Genomic DNA, 20,801 nt, shown 5'->3' on the forward strand with positions numbered 1-20,801 from the left:
TTAGAGCGTATTAGAGTTTAGGCTAATACTTTTACCAGCTCTACAATGCCCGTGATGATATTCTGGATGCCGATTGCCATCACAAGGAATCCCATAATGCGGCTCAGGGCATTTAACCCTGCTACCCCCAGCAACTTTTGCAAATAGGGCGAGTAGCGCAATACAGCATAAACAATAGCGCCCATGGTGACCACCACTGCCGAAATCAGTAACCGTGGCTCCCAGTCGGTATGCTCCGCCTGAATACTAATCAGATAGGAAATGGAACCCGGCCCCGAAAGCAACGGCATAGCCATAGGCGAAAAAGAGATGTCGTCTTTGGTGAGCGCCTCTTGCTTCACCTTTTTGTCCACGGCCCGGCCTTCTGCAAACTTACCGCTCATGAGTGAATATCCGGACAGGAGAATGACCAGCCCTCCTGCAATGCGCATGGCATTAATACTAATTCCGAAGAAGCTCAGGATGAGCGAGCCCGCCAGAAAGAACGCCAGCAGTATCATAGTAAAATACAGGCTTGTATGTAAAGCCGTCTGTGTCCGCTCTTGACTGGTGTAGTGCGGGGTCATTGCCAGAAATACCGGAATAGCACCCAGCGGGTTGACCATGGAAAAGAGGGATGCCAGCACTGCTAAAAACAGCTCCAACATAGTGATTTGTACTTTTGGGTGGATTTCCACCTTTTTTTTGTTAAAATAAAATTCTGTACCAAGAAGAATAAGCACCGGATTCAAAATAATTGACGGTCAACTTATCCTCCAAGTCTTCATATACATGCTTTACATCCCGAAAGTTTCTGGAGGCAGGTTAATTTTTTTACTTTTTTTCACTAGCTAAACAATGCGCAGTGGCACCACAAAAAGGGGAGCGAAAACCTTCGCTCCCCAGAAAAACACCTAAAACCCATATTCGTATCATGAAAAAACTTTCATGCTGTATTTTTATTCGGAATGTTGAGCCAATTGCAAGCTTTAAATACCCGCAAATTGGCATCAACGTCATTCCCCTTTTCTATGAACGGTAATGCTCTGTTTACGTTCAGAATGAATACCAGTCCATAGATACCCTTTAGACTACGGGACAATGACGAGGTCACGTTTTTTATTACTTTTTTTTACCCTTCACAAAAATAAGGTTGCCACCAATGAATTCAGGTGATCTCAATCACAATTTTTGTAACTGTGCCGCTAAAACTATTTTTTATGGAAAGATTTGACCAGCCCGATAAGTTCCTGCACGATGCCTGGCATTTGCTCATCAAAGCTGCGGCTAAACGTAAAGGCGATTACCAAAAACCGATCATTGCCACAATCGATGCGGATGGATTTGCTCAGCAACGCGTGGTGGTGTTACGCGATGTTGACTTGCAACAGCGAATGCTTACGCTATTTACGGATGCCCGCTCGGAAAAAGTAAAAGCGCTTCAGGATACCCCTCTCCTATCCTGGCTGTTTTGGGATGAACGGAAGAAAGTACAGATCCGCATGATTGGCAGAGTGGTGCTGGAGCAAGGTTCTGACCGGTGCCAAAAGCTTTGGGACCGCTTGCCGGTACAAGGGCGTACTAGTTATGCCACTGTTTCTGCACCGGGTACCCCTCAGGAAAAGGATACCGTGCCCCTGCCGGATTATTGGCATGCCGATATGGATTTGGAGCAAACCGCTTCAGCTTTTGAGCATTTTATGGTCGTTACCTGTCAGGTCTTCAAGGTAGATCTGCTGCATTTGCACCATGAGGGCCATCAGCGAGCTCAGTTTGAATACCAAGACGGCAGCTGGCAGGGGCACTGGGTTACACCTTAACTACTGGGCCGGATCGAGGCGAAGTTGTACTTTCAGGCGCTTTTCGTCGCGTAGCAGCTCCACTTCAACAGCATCTCCGGGCTCATACTTTTCAAGGATGAGGATGAGGTCATTGGTAGAGTTCACCGGCTCTCCGTCTATGCCTGTAATGACGTCTCCGAGAATGATACTGCCGTAGCGGTCGCGCATGGTGGGGCGGATACCTGCTTTTTGAGCACCACTGCCCTCTATCACATCGATAACTAGAGCGCCATCAAGGCCTAAGCGCTCTACGATCTGAGGGCGGGCCAACTCCACACCCAGAGTTGGCCTTTTCAGCCGGCCAAACTCAATCAGCTCGGGAACCACCCAGCTTACCACATCCACCGGAATGGAAAAACCGATACCGGCTGAAGCGCCAGAAGGGCTGTAGATGGCTGTATTGACGCCAATCAGGCGCCCTGAGCTATCCAGCAGTGGCCCTCCTGAATTTCCGGGGTTGATGGCAGCATCTGTTTGGATCACATCCCGTATGGGAATACCGGCCACTGACTCAATTTCCCGGCCCAGTGCACTTACAATGCCCGTAGTCAGCGTCTGGTCCAATCCGAAAGGGTTGCCGATCGCATAGACCGCCTGCCCTACCTGCAGGTTGTCTGAAGTGCCGACCGGCATCGGACGCAGGGTGCTGCGGGGTGCCTCTATGCGCAATACCGCCAGATCTTTTTCCGGGGCCACTCCAACGGGCACCGCCTGCCAGGTACTCCGGTCAGCCAAAGTGACCGTAGCCCGGTCTGCCCCCTGTATAACATGGTAATTGGTAATAATATGCCCTTTGTAGTCCCACACAAAACCAGAGCCGCTCCCCCTGGGGATTTCGGTAATATTCCGACTGAAATAATCACGCCGCACATTGGTAGTTGTAATGTAACATACCGAAGGCGCAGACTCTTCGAACAGCCGGATATTGGCCCGTTCCTGAGGGTTAAGCCCATGGGAAGCAGCAGGCTCCCGTGTGGCAGGAAGGTTGCCGGTGCCTTTCTTTGCAGAAACATCAGGGTCGGCAGTTTCAGCTACTAATTCCGGTTCTCCGGATGGATCTGCATCTGCGCGCGAGGTCCAGGCTGCACCAGCAAAAAAACCACAGCCTAGCAATGCCAGCCAAATAAAGATGCTAAATCGGTTATTCATACGGTCTATGTTATGTTTTACGCTTTTTCTTTTTAGCAGCAGGGAACAGGATATTGTTCAGGATCAGGCGGTAGCCGGGCGACTTAGGGTGCAGGTTGAGGTCGGTCTCCGGGTCCTGTACATAGTGGCGGTAGTCCTCAGGGTCGTGCCCACCGTAGAACGTGAAAAAGCCCTGCCCGTACTCGCTATGGATATAACGCGCTTCTTTAGCGGGTTTGTTTTCTCCCAGTATCAGGATATTCGACTTGATGGTACTGTTGCGAAAAGCCGTGGTCTGCCCCATAAAGCCCTTTACCGTCCGGGTATGGTTTTGGGTGAGCATGGTAGGCACGGGGTCCCACTTCGCAGAAAAGTCGAATAAGGTGAAGTAGTCTTGTTCGGGGTTCACCCTCCGGCCCCTGGAGTGGTCGACATCGGAGTATTCGTACTCCAGAGGGTTTCGCTCCAGCTCGAAGCCTTCAAAGGCAAAAGTCTTGGAATAGTCGAGTTTAGACTGTGCGTTAGGGTCGACAGGGTCGCCGTCGTACATTTCCGCACAGATGTCTATGCCTTCCGCGGCCAGGGCAATATCGTAGGTATCCGTTGCAGAGCACATCGCGAACATAAAGCCGCCCCCGACAACGTACTCTTTGATACGCTTCACCACAGACAGTTTGAGCTGAGACACTTTACTGAAGCCCAGGTCGTAGGCCAGTTCCTCCATTTTGCGCTGGTTTTCCTTGTACCAAGTCTGATTGTGGTAAGTACGGTAAAACCGGCCATACTGCCCTGTGAAATCTTCGTGGTGCAGGTGGAGCCAGTCGTATTTGGTCAGCTCGTCGTTAAGCACCTCGCGGTCGTAGATGGTTTCGTAAGGGATTTCGGCGTAGGTGAGGACCAGCGTAACGGCATCATCCCAGGGTTGTATTTTTTCGCCCCGGGCGTTGAAGTCTGGCGTATACACCGCAATTTTAGGGGCTTTTTCCAGTTTGATGGCCTCCATGTTGACCTCCGGGTCTGCAATTTCATTGAGAATGGCATTGAACTGCCCATCTGCTACCACTTCATAGGTTACGCCCCGGGTGAGGCACTCTTTTTCAAAGGTACGATTGTAGGGGAAAGCGAAGCTGCCGCCCCGGTAATTGAGCAGCCACCAGGCTTCAACGTTGCTCGACAACACCCAGTAGGTGATCCCGTAGGCTTTGAGGTGGTCTTTTTGGACTTCATGGTCCATGGGCAGCAGAATATAAGAAGCCTGCACCTGAGCGGCGAGGAGTAGGAAAAACGCGATCTGCATTAATTTCTTCATGAATACTTCAGATTTCTTTTGCTGTTCCTGAAGGATGTCCCTCCGGTTCCAACATTTTACGGGATGCAATTGTATAGTTAGCTCGTAATATAGATAATAAACGATTACGCATTCAAATGTATGCCTCAGTTAGTGTTTTAACAAAATACTAACAGGAGGTTCAGGTGGTCTCCTGAAAAATCCGTTATTATTGTGCGCGCTGCAAACGGGCGCAGAAAAACAAAAGAATTGATGGACAATTTAAGCTTTCAGTATCCAGTGTGGTATCTTCTCCTCTGCCTCTTGCTTGGCGGGCTTTTCGCAGGGGTCCTCTACTACCGGTCTACTGCATTCCGATCACAGGGCCGTACCCTAAATATTGCCCTGGGCCTCCTTCGGTTCGTGGCGGTAAGCCTGATTGCGATCTTACTGCTCACGCCGTTGTTGCGGCACGTTGTCAGAGAGGTCAAGAACCCCATCATTCTTATTGCACAAGACCAGTCAGAATCGGTGGGCAGTGCCCTTGCTGAGGGCAAAGACGCCTACCTTAGCCGCCTCAAGGCCCTGCAAGAAGAACTGGAGGGCGATTTCGAAGTCAAAACCTACGGTTTTGGCAGTGAGGTCCGGGAAGGGCTGGACACAGCATTCGAAGACAAGCAAAGCAATATTGCGGAAGCTCTTTCTACGCTCTATGATCTTTACAGCGGTCAAAACCTCGGGGCTATCGTCCTGGCGTCTGATGGCATCTACAACAAGGGCAGCAACCCGCTTTACGCGAATGCACCACTGGATGCGCCCCTTTTCACCATTCCCCTGGGCGATACTACCGCAAAGCGCGACCTGCTGGTCAAGCGCGTTTTTCACAACCGCATTGTCTACCTCGGTGATAAATTCAGCATTCAGGTCGACCTTGCCGCCGATAACGCAGCGGGCAGCGATAGCCGGGTCAATATCTACAAAATCGTCAATGGGAAAGCTCAGTTGTTACAGCAGGAGCCGGTCACAATCAACCAAAACAGCTGGTTTGAGACCCGGGAGTACATCCTGAATACCGATCAGGCCGGAGTGCAGCGGTTCCGGATTAGCCTAAGCGAAATCCCGGAGGAAGCTACTACCGTCAACAACAGCAAAGATATCTTTATTGATGTACTGGACGCCCGTCAGAAAATACTGGTGCTGGGCAATGCGCCCCATCCTGACCTCACCGCTTTCCGGCAGGCTTTATCCTCCAACCAAAACTATGAGGTGACAACAGCTACTATTGCCAATCTGGAGGAATCCCCTGCTGCTTACGACTTTATCATTCTGCACAATTTGCCGAGCCGTGCCAACGCGGCAACGACGGTCCTGAATGCTATTGCCCGTGACAAAGTCCCGCACTTGTTTGTAGTGGGCAACCAAACGGACCTGCAGCAGTTCAATCAGGCTCAACGCGTGCTGAGTATCCAAAAGCGCGGGAATTCAGCCAATCAGGTTCAGGCCTACATCAAGCCGGGCTTCAACCTGTTCCAGCTTAGCGAAGACCTGAAGGAGCAACTGCCGGGCTACACTCCGCTAACGGCAGTCTTTGGCGACTATGATATTGAGAGCAGCGCTTCCGCTCTGCTCTACCAGCGTATCGGCAAGGTGGAAACCAACTACCCTCTCCTGGTCCTTGGCGAAGGCAGCGGCACCAAAGTGGGCGTGCTCGGTGGAGAAGGCATCTGGCGCTGGCGCCTGTTTGACTATTTGCAAAATCAGGACCATGAGCGCTTCGATGAGCTCATTGGCAAAGTCGTGCAGTACCTGAGCCTGAAAGAAGACAAACGCCGGTTCCGGGTCAGCCTCAATAAAAACATCTTCGATGAAAACGAACCGGTCTATTTCGATGCCGAACTGTACAACCAAAGTTTTGAGCTCATCAATGAACCGGATGCCAGCCTGACCGTAAAGGATGCCTCCGGCAAAGAATACAACTTCACCTTCAACAGAGCCGGCAATGCTTACCGCCTCAATGCAGGCATTCTGCCAGTAGGCAACTACCAATTTACAGGAAACGTATTCTTTTCCGGTGAGCAGTTTACCTACGACGGGCAGTTCAGCATTCAGCCTATTCAGCTTGAGCAATACGAAACGACTGCCAACCACAATACCCTGCGCCTGCTGAGCAAACAATACGGCGGGGCTGTCTTTTACCCGGATGCCATTCCCGAAATTGCGGCAGCGATACGGGGCAGGGATACGGTCAAACCTGTTATTTATGAAACGGCACAGACACAACCTGTCCTCAACTTCAAATGGCTGTTTGGCCTGCTGCTGTTGTTGCTTGTCGCAGAATGGGGCATGCGGCGTTACTTTGGCGCCTATTAGAGCGTGTTGGTTGTAAAATAATAGGCTTTGGGGTTTCTTCTCTGCGCTTTTGGCACTCTATGCATAACTTATTTTTGGTGGCAGTGCAACGTTTCAATAGTTAATTGCATAGAGTAATAGTAAGTAACCTTTGCTGAAAACTTCAGCTACCTTAGTCAGAAAGCTGACTTATCTCCTTTTCTATCATTGACCTTTTGTGAGCGACCTCTTATCTTGTAACTTGTAACAAGAGAGGTGATTGGGTAAATCTTAATTTTTTCTGCCTGCACACCAAAACAAGGCAACACTCGTTTTACCATTATCTAAATAAAAAACGGCACTTGATTAAAAAAACTTAAAAAAAGTGCCCATACCTGACTAAACACCCAACGAAGACTTGATTTTTTGCGTCAATGCTAATAAATTGAGCTTCGTGCATAGATATGAACAAGGAACACAAGCGCTCAGTCTACAAATAAGATAGCTCTATTGCTATCAATACAATTGGGGTACAAAGTTGGAAATCGTGAAACCGGCAATGAGCCGAATGGTAATACTATGCCTTTACCATCCCCTCACTGCTTTTTTCTCAATCGTGTGCAATACAGTCAATGCATTGCACCGGGCGAGTAGTGCCCGTTCATCAGCACCGGGCAGGCGCTGCGCAAAATCATGCTTAAACATACGATATACTGCCGATTGCGCGCCAAAAGGCCGCCCGGCAATAAACTTTAGAACACCAAAATATTAAAACCATGAAAAAGCTATTCCTCAGCCTTACTGTACTTTGCCTGACCATTCAGTTCGTACAAGCCCAGCGCTTTGAGCCACATATTGACATCAACCTTGGCATTGGCGTCCTGCCTACCTTTGTAAAGGACCATGGTAAGGCTAAAATGCTCCCGATGAGTCTGACTGCCGATTACAAATTCACCAAAAACTTCAGTCTGGGGCTCGCTGCCTCCTATTCTGTCACGGAGTCTGGCGTTCATCAGTTCCTGGACGGTACGACCGCGCAGTGGCGCAACAACTTCTCTACCGTAACCATGCGGGCAGCAGCCCACAGTAGCCTGCTTCAGGGCTGCTGGAACATCTACGGTGGCCTCAATGTAGGCTATACCGATTCCAATATTGAGATGATGCAAGGAGAAGAAGAGAAGGTCAAGGCAGAAAGAGGCATAGGCCGCACCGGCAGCAATTTCCTTTACACCGCATTTCTGGGCACCCGGTATTGCCTGGGCAAAAAAATAGGCCTGTTTGGAGAAGTAGGGTTCGGCGTGTCGATTGCAACCGTCGGCATCAGCGTGAGGCTCTGAGAGCATGTTTGGAGCTCGTTCCTATTGCAAATCAAGGCTTTATGAACCCCGCAGAAATGCGGGGCAAGCTCTAACTTCTTCACTAAGAGCGTGTTGGGACTTTAATAATCGGTCTGTTCCGGTGCACCGGGACACTTTTTTGCTTATGCTTCGTCCCGAAAATCCTTCCCGCAAACTGCGGGAAGGGCTATCTAACTCAGGCTAAACTCCGGTTTTCATGCCTCGCATAACCAAAAAATGGTTAGTTTTCGACTAGAAGACCAAAGTCCCGACACGCTCTTAGTCCTCTGTCCTATACTACCAGCTGATATCGTCGTCGATATCAGAACCTGTTTCCGGTTTATCCGAACCTCCATTGTCTGAGAAACGATCATCTGAGGAGTACTCTTCATCGTATTCTTCATGCCGGCGGGTAAACTCATCGTAGTCATAATCTGGCATCAGATGTTCTTTGACATGGTCGATGGTTTCTTCGAGGTGGCTTAAAAAGCGATTAAAATCTTCTTTGTACAAAAAGATTTTATGCCGTTCGAATCTGTCACTGTCGTGTTTCTTGGTGCTTTCCGTGAGGGTAACATAAAAGTCATCGCCTTTCGTTCGCCGCACATCAAAGAAGTAGGTTCTTCGTTTGCCAGCCTTCATCTTGAGCGAGAATTCGCTCTCAAATCTTCTTTGGTTACTCCCGTTATCCACTACTTGTGAGGTTTAGTTACGTAAATAAAACCGTGCCTTACAAAAGTAAATATTTGCGGGATATTTCAAAAAACAGAATGTGGCACAAAAAAAATAAGCAGCACAACTTTCGGTGCTGCAAAAACCTGCCAAGGTGGTGACTGAAAGAAAGTTGTACTGCTTATTCCTGTTGCGGTATCAATACCTGTACGGAGCCTTCTCCTGATACAAGTCGACCTTGTACCATTGCTTGGCATTATCGTTCCAGTGATCAATAATCAGCAACTGTGCCGCAGTGCCGTACACGCAGTCAATCTGAGTATCGTTGCCCTGATACTGGTAGTCCACCCACCAGTGTACTTCAAAGGGGCCCAGTGGTAATGGCAGGGCACCGCCCTTGAGGGTAACGCGGAGCGACGTGCCACCGTTAATACAGCTGCTTTCCAGCAGCTCAATGCCAATAGGGCTTGGCGCAAGCGCGGCATACCCGGTATTACCACCCATCACCGGCGCATCCATTTCCAGGCTGGTTTCGCAGTCCGAACTCACCCGGTACATCAAAAAAACTTCCTGATTAGCTTCGCAGCACCGAATGGCAGACATGAAAATGCCACACTCCTCTTCGGCTTTCTTCATTAGCTCTTCCTTTGCATTGGCAATGGCGGTTTCGCAATCCATCAACAGGCAATCAGAGCTGCCCGGGCCGGGCACATACCTGTTAATCAGGGTGGGGATAGGCCTCAACGCATCAGGCACCACCACTTCTTCTTTCTGACAGCTCGATACGAGTAAAAAAAGTAAGGTAAAGCCCACTGCAAGAATAACTTGGTATACTTTCATGGCTTCTTTATTTGATAGACCAAAATTGGTTTCGAACCTGGTCTTTAGCGAGGCGGGACTCCAGTTCAACCGGAGGACTTTCGTACTGCAATCCTATAGGAATTACACCAAAGAAGCACTGTTGAAAATCAGTAAAAAAAATGATTTTTATCAGCGGGCAGTTGCTCCTTCATCGATCTCTTCCAGGCGCTGATTTTCTACCATTTCTGCGTAGTAGCCATTGTGTTTCATCAGTTCTTCATGCGTGCCGGACTCTGCGATGCGGCCATCTTCGAGGACAAGGATTTTATCGAATTCAAGCAAGGAGTAAATACGGTGGGTAATGATGATCGCCGTCTTTTTAGCCAATGCGCCGGAGAGGTAGCCCAGGATTTGTTGTTCGGTCTTGGTATCCACCGCCGACAGGCAGTCGTCGAGCAGCACAATATCAGGTTGCTTAAGGAAGGCACGGGCAATGGACACGCGCTGCTTTTGCCCGCCGGAGAGGGTCACTCCGCGCTCCCCGACAAAAGTGTCAAAGCCATTGGAGAGCTCCATAATATCATCATAAACGGCCGCATAACGGGCGTGTTCTTTTACGGTAGTCCGGTCTGCATCCCGTTTGCCAAAGGCGATATTGTGAGCGATCGTATCAGAAAAAAGAAAAACATCCTGAGGTACGTAACCGACAGTGCGCCGTAATTGGTAGAGGTTGTGGTCACGCACATCTTTCCCATCAACGGTAATGCGCCCCTGCTCTACATCGTACATGCGGACTAACAGGTCGGCAATAGTCGTTTTGCCCGACCCGGTTTTCCCGATAATCGCCATCTTTTGCCCGGCTTTCAGCTCGAAGCTGACGTCCTTGAGGGCTACAGTGCCCGTGTCCGGATAAATGAAAGAAACGTTTTCAAAGGCAATATCTCCCCGGATTGCAGTCTCTTCTTCATCAGTATGATTGGTGATTTCCGGTTGCAGGTCCAGGAACTCATTGATCCGTTTTTGGGAAGCTGCCGCTTGCTGCACGATGGAGGCAATCCATCCAATAGCGGTAACAGGCCAGGTCAGCATATTGACATAAATGACAAATTCGGCAATATTACCAGTGCTGATCGAGCCGCGTACCACCTGTAAGCCTCCTACATAAACCGTGATCACGGTACTCGCACCGATCAACAGCACCATCAGGGGGTAAAAGAAGGCATTGACCTTGGCCAGGTCCAGGGCTTTGTCCCGGTAGATATCACTCTCATTTCGGAAAAAAGACAGCATGGGCAACTCCTGCACGTAAGATTTGACCACCCGGATACCGGAGTAAATCTCCTGCGCATTGGTGTTCAGGTGCGCCAGCTGCTGCTGAATGACTTCGCTCTTTTTATTGATCAGGTTACTGACGTAGTAGATCGAAACGGATAGCACAGGCAGCGGGGCGAGTGCATACAGCGTCAGTTCCACATTTACGCGCAGCATAGCGTAGATGACCATCACGAACAAGGAAACCAGGTTGATGCCATACAAGATAGCAGGCCCGAGGTACATCCGCACCTTTGAGACATCTTCAGTGATGCGCGACATCATATCCCCGGTCTTGTTGCGCTTGTAAAACGCCATGCTCAGGTCTTCGTACTTTTGGAAGATCTCCTTGCGCATATCGTACTCAATCAGGCGTGACATGACGATGATGGTCTGCCGCATGAAGTACATAAAAAGCCCCATAAGCAAGGCAAACAACAGTACGAGCACCCCGAAATACAGCAATGACTTGCCAAGGATGCTATACAACTTAGGCTGAAGCTCAAAACCATTCAGCAATCCAAACAGGCCAATGTTCTCCACCACCAGGTCCAGGGCTTCCCGTATCATCTGTGGCTGCAATACCCGGAAGTAATTGGATAGGGACACAAACAGGATGCCCAAAAGGAAATGCCTTTTGTAGCGGAGGAAAAACTTATTAAGGTAGGCTAATTGCTTCACGTGTGGTCTGGCTTCAGTATATTCTGAATTGTAAACCCTTAATTGCAAGATTGGTTGAGTGGGCCAGGCATCTTCAGGCTCTGCGCCGCCCAAAAAAGTAAGCTGCTATGACCAGGAACGCAATCAATCCAAAGGCCCACCATAGGGGGAAGCCTGTCCCTTCGGCTTTCAATGGCTTGCTGTCACCATAATACGTGAGGCCCGCCCAGTAGTAAGGAGATTTTCGGAAAGCAGCCACTTTGGTATCTTGCAGGTATTGTGCCTTGGCAGACTGTAGGGCTGCAGCTTTGGGTTGCCCTTCCGCCAGGCTTGCGTAGAAATCGGAAATGACTTGGCTGGCACTTTGATCATTGAGGTTCCATAGGCTAGCCACAATACTATTTGCGCCAGCGTAAAAGAAGCCCCTACCCAGGCCAAGCACGCCTTCTCCCCGCGCCAGGCGCCCAATATTGCTTTGGCAGGCACTCAGTACAACGAGTTCTGCAGGAATATCCCAATGGTACAGATCGGTCAGGAAGATGGAAGAGTCTGCCAGTGCGATATACGGCTGTTTGCCATCGTAGGCACCGTAGGCATGGGTAGACAGATGCAAAATACCTGCCTGCCCCATGGCTGCTATGAAAGCTTGCCGGGTCGCAGCACCGTCACGGAAGGAGTGCATCTGGAAATGGGCAGCTATAGCTTCCAGCTCGACAGGACTGTATTTCAGGGTGCCATGACCACCCTTTGACTGCTGAGCGAAGGGAGCCATGGCATAAGCCTGCATGACTGGACTGCCTGTGTTATTTTCCAGCTGATCGTATAAAGTTGCAGAAAAGCTGTAGCTCACTATATGGCTGTTCACCAGGTAAGGTGCTGTGCTGAGGTCTGTACCAGGATAAGGTGCAGAGAGCAAGGCTTCAAAAGGCACATAAGCAAGTGGGCCGCCGGGGATAACAAGCAGTGCCTTTGCCTTAAGCGGACCGGAGATGGGTAGTAGCTTTTGAAACAAGGCATACGCCTGTTCCTTATAAGCTGCTGGTGCCTGCTCAATGAGAGCGGGAGCGCTAAACCAATGCAGGAAACTTTCCACTTGCCTGGCTAGCGTATCACTACTACCCAAATCAAGGAGTTGCGATTCCTGGCCATTGGCATAAAGCAGATAGGCTCGTTCTTCACCGAATAGATAGTGTATCAGTGCTCGGCCCTGCCCTTTGAGGTAGTTACTTTGGAAGGGCTCCCAACTGATCACAGCTGCACCAGCTGTTTGTCTTTGGTAAACGGGGAATGACTGGCTAAGGTAGTCTGTAAGGCGTTCCAGTTCTTGTTCTACGCCAAGTGCCTGGTCGAGCACTACGGCCACGCTTTCAGAGCCGGCTTGATCCAGCTCCAGTTGCAGGCGGTTCAACTGCCTCCGCAGGGCTCGCTCCTGCTGCTGCAATGAGTCTGGTATAGTGGAAAGGGCATCTGCCTCCGCCAGAGCTTCCAGCAATAAAACGGACTGGCTTTTTTCCAAAAAGTAAAAGGCATCGGCTGTGGCTTGCTGCGCCGTGCAAATACGGACGGCCCGCTCATAAAAAGGCAGGGCTTCTTCCCGCCAAAACAGTTTTGTGCCGGCATCACTATGGGCACTTCTCAACTGGTCGATGAGATAATCGCCAGCCTTTAGCCAGGGTACAGCGGCCTGTAGGTACTGTTCCTCACCAGATTGCTCATGTTGGGCGAGCAATGCCCGGAGCAGGTCATTGAGGTAAACAGATAAATCTATCTTGTATGGCGTCTTCTCCAAATATTGCCTTTCGGCTTTTTGCAAGGGGCTGTCAGGATAGAAATCAGCTTTCAAAGTCTGCATAGCCTTCAAGAACCAATCGGCGGCTTGATCCGGTTTACCCTGCTGCAAGGCAAGCTCCCCAATGTTATCCATGATGGCAGCAGCATCCTCTTTTGCCTCTGCTTTGCGAGCGAGTTCCAACGCCTCTTTTAATAGCTGCGCTGCGGAGTCATGCTGCTGGCTTTTCATTGCGGCAAGCCCCAAAAGGTTTTTCACTCTGGCTTGGTAGTCGATATCTTCAAGGGCTTGGTAACTGGCCAGCGCTTGTGAACCAAATTGCTTGGTCTCTGTGAAATGGCCTAAGTGATAGTGGGCTTTCGCTAAATTCAGCAAAGCGGCGGCTTCATCTTGAAGCATCTCCTGTTGACTGAAGTAGGGCAGGGCAAGTTGAAGCTGTTGGATGGCCTTTTGAGAAGCCTTTCGTTCTGTGTACAAAAGCCCTAAATCTGATCTTGCTTTCGCCAGATTGAGTGCTTCCCCTTCCTCTGTGTCTTCGATTACCCATCTCAGCAGGCGTTCTGCTTTGTCGAAATCGCCGGCATAGCTATCCATCTTTGCCACCCGGAGCGCAGTCGCTCGGTGCAATACCCTGTTGTTGAGTCCTTGCTGTATGTCAGCCGCCGCTCGGTAGCAAGTCGACGCCTGTCCGTAGTCTTTCGATCTTTCATAGAAAAATCCAAGATTAAAGTAGGAACGGCCGAGGTCTTCGTGTGCCTCACCGGCAAATGCTTTTTTACGATAATCTACGGCTAGTTGCATCTCTTGTACGGCTTTTTCAATATCTCCATTCCTAAAGGATAATACACCAAGTTCGTGATAGACCAAGCCGAGCGAATCTAGCAACTTAGGGCAGTCTTTCAGCTCTTCAGCCAGCATTTCAAGTTCCGCCCGGTCTCCAGACTTTACTATGGGGAGAATAGGTTTTTCCGGACATTTTGCGAAAGCAGAAAAACTGAAAAGAAGGTAAAGCAGGAGGTATGGAAGGCGGTGTGTAAGCATAGACTTGAAGGGTTGATGCCCCAGCTCACGAAATGCGAACTGGGGCAGGAGGGTTTGTTATCCGTAATATAGGGTATTTGACTGTTATAGTTTAATCAGCCGGCCTACCCAAAGCTGTCCCTTGTACCGGAGGCGTAGCAGATAGGTGCCTGCTGGCAAATACTGTACATCAATATCCATCGTCTGGGGGTAAGCGGAATAGGAGACTTGCCATTGCCCCATACGCTGGCCGCTGAGGTGGAAGACTTCCAGTGCTGCTTCCTCAACCGGTGGCAATTCTATCTGAACCACATCCCGTACCGGATTAGGGTAGAAGTGGATGGTTTTGGATAGCGGGGCAGCTTGCGTCGGGGTTGCACACAAGGCCAGTATATTAAGTAAGTTGCCGTCAACAGCGACGGTGTCCAACGATGGTATCTTGTCTGCCGTATTGAGCAGGAGTGATTTGACATCCGCGTAGGGTGTTTGCCTTCCTAGCTTACAATAGACGATTGCCGCCGCTGCGCTCACCGCCGGCGCACTCATGGAAGTGCCGGATTTTAGGCCGGAGCTATCCTGAGGTAAATAGCTGTCGATATTCACACCCGGCGCTAAAATATCCACCCAAGTGTCGCTGAAGTTGGAGAAATCTGCACGGCCTAATACCCGTACGCCATTTACATTTAAACTATCAAATACGGCACCCACGGTGATTTCATTAGGCGTGTCGTCAAAACAAGCCGGGTATTGCAATAGGGTGTCAAGCATAAGGGCGTCATTTCCGGCTGCGGAAACGACCAAGATATTGTTGAGTTCTGCAGAGTCGATCGCATTTTTCAGGATGTCGTTTTCACCATCGCTGCCTTCGCCACTGCCGTAAAAGCCCCAGCTGTCGTTGATGACGGCCACACTGTCTTCTATTGCCTGGTAAGTGGCGCAGGCGACTTGAAATAAACTGGAGACCCCTTGAGCATCGTGTGTTTTGTACGGGATGATTTGAAAGCGACAACCTTCAGTACAAGCCTGATCGAGTGTCTGAGCGATGATGCCCGCCACATGCGTGCCATGACTGTGGTCGTCCATCGGGTTGTTGCTGATGTCCACTTCAGAAACGAAATCCCAGCCGATAGGGTCGTCCTCAGCGCAATTGTTATCATCGTCTGTGGCGTTGTTGAGGGCATCCGGCTTTTTGTAGATGTAGTCACTTAGTCCTACGTGCTTGTAATCCACGCCAGTATCCAATACCGCAATACGCACTGCATCGTCAATGGCGTCAGGAATGCCTGCTAGATCATTTTGCGTAAGCGAGGGGTTGTCCGTAATCATCTCAGGCTGCAACTGTGCTACGGTGTAATAATTGGGGTCTGCCTCTTGGATGATCACCGAAGAACTGGCGCCTTTAACGCGTTCTAAGATATCAAGAGTCGGCCCTACAGGGAACAGCATTCCATTTTGATTGGTGATGACACTGTCGCCCAATTCCCAAAGTTGGAGGGAGTTGCAGACGCAAGAGTCTATAAGTTTTGCCCCGAGCGTGTCCCGCAGGGCTACCACACTATCGGGATCGGTGCCGGGTACGATCTGTACCACAATTTCATTAGGGATGTAGGGCCAACCGGCGTCATCTGGTGTGTAGGCGTAGCCCAAAGCGGGAAAGGTATCCCGGTATTGGGCGGGCCGAGTCTCAGGGTAGGGAAACGTATTGTAGAGCTCCACATCGTCGATGATCCAGAAATACTGGCTGGTTTCAAAAAAGAAAGAGACCTCAACGGTAGCGTCTGCCGCTATACTGGTGATGTCGATAACTTCTACTGCCCTAGGGCCAGTTTCTACTTGTGGCAGTACATTCTGGTTGATGGTAAAGAATTCCTGACCGCCACCTGAAAGGTTCCGTACTCTTACAACAGTCGACCCTTCCAGCGCGCGGTAGTACTGATTAAAGCGGAGAAACACCTGGCTCTCCCCGCTGAGGTCGATAGGAGGGCTAACCAGCACTCCTGGTGTGCCGGCAATCGCCGCTGCTCCCCCCTGGGATCGGGAAAGGATGGAGTCTCTGCCGTCCCATAGCGTTGTATTAAACACTTCAGCCTTACCATCTTCTACCCATTGCCAGTTGCCCTCTGGGGTATCCCATTCCATGAAATCATCGTTGTTGTCAAAGGGGAAAGCGATGATAGGGGATTGGGCGAAGGAAAACGTAGCGAGCAGGGATGAACAGGTTAGAAATATGCAAAAGCGTAGAGTCTCCATAATGCGTTGTTTTGAGGTTTAGAAAATAAGCCCAGGCCTGGCTTTGAGCAGGCAAATGGCTGGTGCTGACAGGGTGTGTTGGGATTATTGCTTTTTCAGCTAGGGATTATAGTTGCTGGAGTAAATCTTGTGCCTGTTGCTGGAAAGCAGAGGGCTGTTCGGCCAGTGCTTGCAGTAGGGGCCGGGCTGCTTCGTTGTCGCCCGTTTTGACATAGCTCAGCGCCAAATACCAGCGGCCGTATTCCTGCAGGGCAGTATCGCCTTCAGCTAGTGCCTCAAATTGAGCGATGCCTTCTTGAACCCGATCGGTTTCCAATGCAGCGATGCCTAAAGACAGCTTCAACTGTGGATTTTCTGGTAGTTGCTGTACCAAAGCAGATAGTTGGGTGTAGGCAGCTTCGTACTGCCCTTGGTTGAAGGCTTGTTCTGCCGTCTCCAGGCTGTTGCCGTCCACGCTTCGTTCTTGCAGGGCAAGCGTGGGGTGCAGGGCGTACTGTTCGTACAAGTTTGCAGAAGTCTGGAACGGGTTCCAAACCAATAATATCAAGGCGATGGCTGCGGCAGCCGCTACGAGCCATATCGGCTTTCGTCGCCAAAGCGGCACCACTATTCCCTCTTTCGGGTCAGCGGAATCCGTGTTTGCTTCGTCTTGAAAGTACCGTGCCCCCAGATCAGCCATGCGTTTTTCCAGCGCAGGCTTTTGCACTTGATGCTTCAAGTAGTTTTGCATCTGCTGCCGCTCCCTGAGCGCTTCCGCAAATGCACGGTCATGCTGCAAGCGTTGCTCGAAAGCAGGCTGCGCTTCTTCGGGCAGCTCTCCCTGCAGGTATTGGTCGATGAGTAAATAGTCTGATGCTTCCATACGTCAGGCGGTTTGAGCATTAAACAAATTGCGCCACCGCTCTGCACAAGCGTTCTTCCGACGGTACACCGTATTGGCATTATTCATACCAAGTTGTTCGGCGACTTCGGCGGAAGCCATTCCGGAAGCCAAAAGTTGTAGTAGTTGCTGGCAGAGCTCACTCAACTGGCCAAATGCCTGGTCGAGCTTACGCTGCCGGATTTCTTCTTCTTCAATTTTCTCCAGGGTGTTATGAACGATGTTCTCAGTTTCATATCGTTCGGCTTCGGCTTTTCTTACCTCCACTTCCCGATTTTTTTTACGAAGCTGAGAAAGCCACTTATTCCGGCAGATTTGGAACAACAAAGCCCCGATTGGGCAAGTGAGGGTAAAGTCCGGGTCATGTGCTTTTTGATGCAGGGCAAGAATGCCTTCCTGGAAAACATCCTGGGCATCAGCAGCGGTGCCGCTATTCCGGCATACGTAACGCAGTACGGCACCGGCCTCCGCCTCGTACAGGTGCTCAAGAATACTGTAGTCGCCCTGACGAAGTGCCTGTAAGTGTTTGTGGTCTGAATGTGCTTCCATTACCTCACAATAATAAGATTCTTTACGGACTTTTAAAGGTTGTCTTTTCCTGAAGTAAGATATCCAACCTGCAATGCTGAAAATTCACCCCTTCCTGGAGATCTTTTAAAAAAGTTGACCAGCATGGGTAAGGATGCTTCTAATACTGCGATATAATCCTGTATAACCCAATATAAAGGCGTTCGCCGAAAAGCCTTATTAACAGAGTAGGCCTCAAAAAACCTAATTATGACTGCTGAAGAAAAGCAATCCTGTCAAAGCTGATTGACCAATCAGCAAAATTTAGTCTATGACACTCCTGACGCTGACGAGGTAGATGACCGCACCGTAGCCACAGAGATGAAACAGGCAAGTGAACTATTAAGCTATGCCGCAGACATGATAATGTCGCAGAAATCGCCCGGTCTTTTGCGAAAATGGGGCAAAAGACTTTGGTATCATGTGAAAAAGGCAATCGCTCATTTCTTGCGGGAGATCGCTTGTGCAATTGACCCGGATTGCAAAAATTAAAATTGCATTTCTAAATAGTGTTTGCTGCTCCCTTTCCTGGTACAACGGTATCGGTCAGGGAGCTTTTAATGCCATTTGTCACCCTTTTACTCCGGCTCAGTTTTTATATTTACCCTTCCTAACCACAAATATCCAAATTATGAGCCGAATCGTCACTTTAGATGAATTTATCATCCGACGGCAAAAAGATTTTCCTTTTGCATCCGGAGAGCTAACCGGGCTGCTGCGGGACATTGGCGTAGCAGCCAAAATCGTCAACCGCGAAGTCAATAAAGCAGGCTTGGTCAGCATTCTGGGGAAGGCCGGTTCAGAGAATGCTTCCGGCGAAGATGTGCAGAAGCTTGACCTCTACGCCAACGAGAAACTGATCGACTGCCTGAAGAACAGCGGGGAGTGCTGTGGGGTCGCTTCCGAAGAGCTGGAAGACATTATCCCTATCAATTCAGTGGCTTCCAAAGCCTCAAAGTACGTTGTTGTTTTCGACCCGCTTGATGGCTCTTCCAACATCGACGTGAACGTTTCAGTAGGCACCATTTTTGGCATCTACCGCCGTCTGAGTGACGCGGAAGCCACGGTGGAAGTCAACGATTTCCTGCAGAAAGGTGTAGACCTGGTTGCGGCAGGTTATGTGCTCTACGGCACGTCTACCCTTCTGGTGTATACGACTGGGCGGGGCGTCAATGGTTTCACCCTGGACCCCACGATTGGCGAGTTTTGCCTGAGCCACACCGATATACAGATTCCGGACCGGGGCAACTATTACTCCGTCAATCAGGGGTATTACCTGAAATTTGATGTGGAAATGCGGCGGTACATCGACCACTGCTCAGACCTTAACCTCCGGCTACGGTACATTGGGTCTATGGTGTCTGATATTCACCGGATTTTATTCCAGGGGGGCATCTTCCTGTACCCCAATACCCGTAAATATCCACAAGGCAAACTCCGGCTGGTTTACGAATGCAACCCGCTGGCTTACATCGTGGAGCAGGCTGGAGGCAAAGCCATCACTTGCCAACTGGAGCGCATCCTGGAGCTGGAGGTCAAGCACTTGCATCAGCGCGCCACTATCGCTATTGGGTCGCCCGGTATGGTTGACGAGATGAAAGCCTTTGTGGAACGCTACAGTGCTATTCCTGTTTTCAACGGCTAGCAGGCCGGCACAGATTATACCCGGAAAAGTAATTGGAAAAAATGCCTTAAAACCTTGCTTTTGTCCAAACAGGAACTGTATATTTGCATCGCTTTTTAAATAAGCGCTACTAAGCACATGCCCAGATGGCGAAATTGGTAGACGCGCTACCTTGAGGGGGTAGTATCCTTACGGATGTGCAGGTTCGACTCCTGTTCTGGGCACTTAAAGCCTGATTGCCTAGATGTAATCAGGCTTTTTTTTGGCTTGCCCCAATTGGAGAATTCGCAAAAAAATTGTACTTTTATGATACGATAAGGAAAATAACTTTTTCCTGCAGCATTAAGCTTCTTCTTCAATTCTTTACAACACCGAACCCACATTTTGATTGTTTCCTAGTCGGCAGTGATCACTTTCGAACGGGTTGCACTAATCAACACTTCTTACAGCTTCTGCTTTGTGGCATCATATGAGTCCTGCCGTGCTGTACAACATCAAATGTGACCCTGCACGCGGTGTGCCGTCCAAAGTAATGTCTAACTATCTTATTAAGTTGCACAAAGCAACTAAGCAGATACCCTAATCTAAATGAAGAAAATTCCGGAAACTAAAATTGGCAACTTTCTAGTGGCAGAGCCGCAAACTACGGTAGCTCACCTCCACTGCTTTTGTGCAGAAGGAGCGCAGCTCAATGTCGATATCCTGAATGAACAGGGCAAATCGTACCGCACACACAAAGCAAGCCTGACCTCCGGTCCACACAAAGTAGCGATCCGGCTTGGCCAGTTGCCTCCAGGCCACTACAATGCCTGGGTTACGTTGGGGCAGGTATCTGGCATACGTAGTTTTATCATTCCCCCTAATGGTTCTATTAAAGACCGGATGAAGAAATGGTTTAAGCGTTAATCATTTTCCTACCTTTTTTGTAGATTTTTCCATATCCCCTCAACCATGAGGGCTCACTTGCGTTTTTCATGGCATTACGCAGGCAGACAGAGCTGCCTGCCTCAATCACCTCACACTTCTGAACCTATGCCAGACAAAAAAGTAATCGGCAAAAAAGAAGCAGCAAAACTGGAGCGCATTGCTTTTATCCTCAAAACAGTGGCGCACCCCATCCGGCTGGGTATTGTACATCTGCTTGAGCAACACCCTCAACTTTCTGTCACAGAAATCTGCACTATGCTGGGCTCAGAACAGTCCCTGACCTCCCACCACTTGCAAAATATGCGGCTCAAGGGCATCCTCCATGCGGAGCGCAACGGCCGCAGCATGCTCTACCGCCTCAAGGAGCGCGACGTTTCCCTCATCATTTCCTGCCTGGAGAACTGCAACTGCAATATGTAA

General features: G+C 49.8%; 17 protein-coding genes and 1 tRNA gene. 8 read left to right on the forward strand and 10 right to left on the reverse strand.

Translation table 11 applies throughout. The features are described 5' to 3' along the window. Window positions 1–17: 17 nt before the first annotated feature. Window positions 18–647 carry a MarC family NAAT transporter gene (locus RIC19_RS25050; RefSeq protein ID WP_350181134.1) on the reverse strand — a complete coding sequence of 210 codons (630 nt, stop codon included), beginning with the start codon at window positions 645–647 and terminating at the stop codon, window positions 18–20. A gap of 552 nt (window positions 648–1,199) precedes the next feature. Here RIC19_RS25050 and RIC19_RS25055 point away from each other — a divergent pair. Then, on the forward strand, window positions 1,200–1,799 hold the full coding sequence (locus tag RIC19_RS25055; RefSeq protein WP_350181135.1) for a pyridoxamine 5'-phosphate oxidase family protein: 600 nt from the start codon (window positions 1,200–1,202) through the stop codon (window positions 1,797–1,799). On the opposite strand, the gene RIC19_RS25060 is transcribed toward RIC19_RS25055, so the two are convergent. Both RIC19_RS25060 and RIC19_RS25065 read right to left on the reverse strand, forming a co-directional pair. Beyond that, entirely contained in the window at window positions 1,800–2,969 is a 1,170-nt protein-coding gene (locus RIC19_RS25060; protein WP_350181136.1) for a S1C family serine protease, read from the reverse strand. A 10-nt stretch (window positions 2,970–2,979) separates the two neighbouring features. Continuing rightward, window positions 2,980–4,257: an asparagine synthetase B gene (locus RIC19_RS25065; RefSeq protein WP_350181137.1), complete on the reverse strand. Its 1,278-nt coding sequence runs from the start codon at window positions 4,255–4,257 to the stop codon at window positions 2,980–2,982. Window positions 4,258–4,488: 231 nt separating this feature from the next. Here RIC19_RS25065 and RIC19_RS25070 point away from each other — a divergent pair, with 231 nt between their 5' ends. Further along, on the forward strand, window positions 4,489–6,585 hold the full coding sequence (locus RIC19_RS25070; protein ID WP_350181138.1) for a hypothetical protein: 2,097 nt from the start codon (window positions 4,489–4,491) through the stop codon (window positions 6,583–6,585). A 734-nt stretch (window positions 6,586–7,319) separates the two neighbouring features. Further along, on the forward strand, window positions 7,320–7,880 hold the full coding sequence (locus RIC19_RS25075) for an outer membrane beta-barrel protein (protein ID WP_350181139.1): 561 nt from the start codon (window positions 7,320–7,322) through the stop codon (window positions 7,878–7,880). 297 nt (window positions 7,881–8,177) lie between these two features. Here the strand turns inward: RIC19_RS25075 and RIC19_RS25080 are convergent, their stop codons facing one another. The 7 genes from RIC19_RS25080 to RIC19_RS25110 form a co-directional block, all read right to left on the reverse strand. Further along, complete coding sequence (locus tag RIC19_RS25080; protein WP_350181140.1) at window positions 8,178–8,573, reverse strand: DUF3276 family protein; 396 nt, start codon at window positions 8,571–8,573, stop codon at window positions 8,178–8,180. Between the two features lie 177 nt (window positions 8,574–8,750). Beyond that, window positions 8,751–9,392: a hypothetical protein gene (locus tag RIC19_RS25085; RefSeq protein WP_350181141.1), complete on the reverse strand. Its 642-nt coding sequence runs from the start codon at window positions 9,390–9,392 to the stop codon at window positions 8,751–8,753. Between the two features lie 150 nt (window positions 9,393–9,542). After that, window positions 9,543–11,345 (reverse strand): ABC transporter ATP-binding protein, encoded by a 1,803-nt coding sequence (locus tag RIC19_RS25090; protein ID WP_350181142.1) that lies wholly within the window; start codon window positions 11,343–11,345, stop codon window positions 9,543–9,545. Window positions 11,346–11,418: 73 nt separating this feature from the next. Next, the gene (locus RIC19_RS25095) at window positions 11,419–14,154 is read right to left on the reverse strand and encodes a CHAT domain-containing protein (protein WP_350181143.1); all 2,736 of its coding nucleotides are present in this window, start codon (window positions 14,152–14,154) and stop codon (window positions 11,419–11,421) included. An 84-nt stretch (window positions 14,155–14,238) separates the two neighbouring features. Further along, window positions 14,239–16,383 carry a S8 family peptidase gene (locus tag RIC19_RS25100; protein WP_350181144.1) on the reverse strand — a complete coding sequence of 715 codons (2,145 nt, stop codon included), beginning with the start codon at window positions 16,381–16,383 and terminating at the stop codon, window positions 14,239–14,241. Window positions 16,384–16,489: 106 nt separating this feature from the next. Next, complete coding sequence (locus RIC19_RS25105; RefSeq protein WP_350181145.1) at window positions 16,490–17,245, reverse strand: tetratricopeptide repeat protein; 756 nt, start codon at window positions 17,243–17,245, stop codon at window positions 16,490–16,492. A 3-nt stretch (window positions 17,246–17,248) separates the two neighbouring features. Continuing rightward, window positions 17,249–17,812, reverse strand: coding sequence for an RNA polymerase sigma factor (locus tag RIC19_RS25110; protein ID WP_350181146.1), 564 nt, complete (start codon window positions 17,810–17,812; stop codon window positions 17,249–17,251). A gap of 264 nt (window positions 17,813–18,076) precedes the next feature. On the opposite strand from RIC19_RS25110, the gene RIC19_RS25115 reads away from it, so the two are divergent. From RIC19_RS25115 to RIC19_RS25135, 5 genes are all read left to right on the forward strand, one after another. Then, window positions 18,077–18,322 (forward strand): hypothetical protein, encoded by a 246-nt coding sequence (locus RIC19_RS25115; RefSeq protein ID WP_350181147.1) that lies wholly within the window; start codon window positions 18,077–18,079, stop codon window positions 18,320–18,322. A 139-nt stretch (window positions 18,323–18,461) separates the two neighbouring features. After that, window positions 18,462–19,475, forward strand: coding sequence for a class 1 fructose-bisphosphatase (gene fbp / locus RIC19_RS25120; RefSeq protein WP_350181148.1), 1,014 nt, complete (start codon window positions 18,462–18,464; stop codon window positions 19,473–19,475). A gap of 119 nt (window positions 19,476–19,594) precedes the next feature. After that, a tRNA-Leu gene (locus RIC19_RS25125) sits at window positions 19,595–19,678 on the forward strand. 364 nt (window positions 19,679–20,042) lie between these two features. Beyond that, window positions 20,043–20,360, forward strand: a complete 318-nt coding sequence (locus RIC19_RS25130; RefSeq protein ID WP_350181149.1) for a hypothetical protein — start codon at window positions 20,043–20,045, stop codon at window positions 20,358–20,360. 126 nt (window positions 20,361–20,486) lie between these two features. After that, window positions 20,487–20,801: an ArsR/SmtB family transcription factor gene (locus RIC19_RS25135; protein WP_350181150.1), complete on the forward strand. Its 315-nt coding sequence runs from the start codon at window positions 20,487–20,489 to the stop codon at window positions 20,799–20,801.

It is taken from the genome of Phaeodactylibacter sp., from assembly GCF_040219495.1.
Taxonomy (GTDB): domain Bacteria; phylum Bacteroidota; class Bacteroidia; order Chitinophagales; family Saprospiraceae; genus Phaeodactylibacter.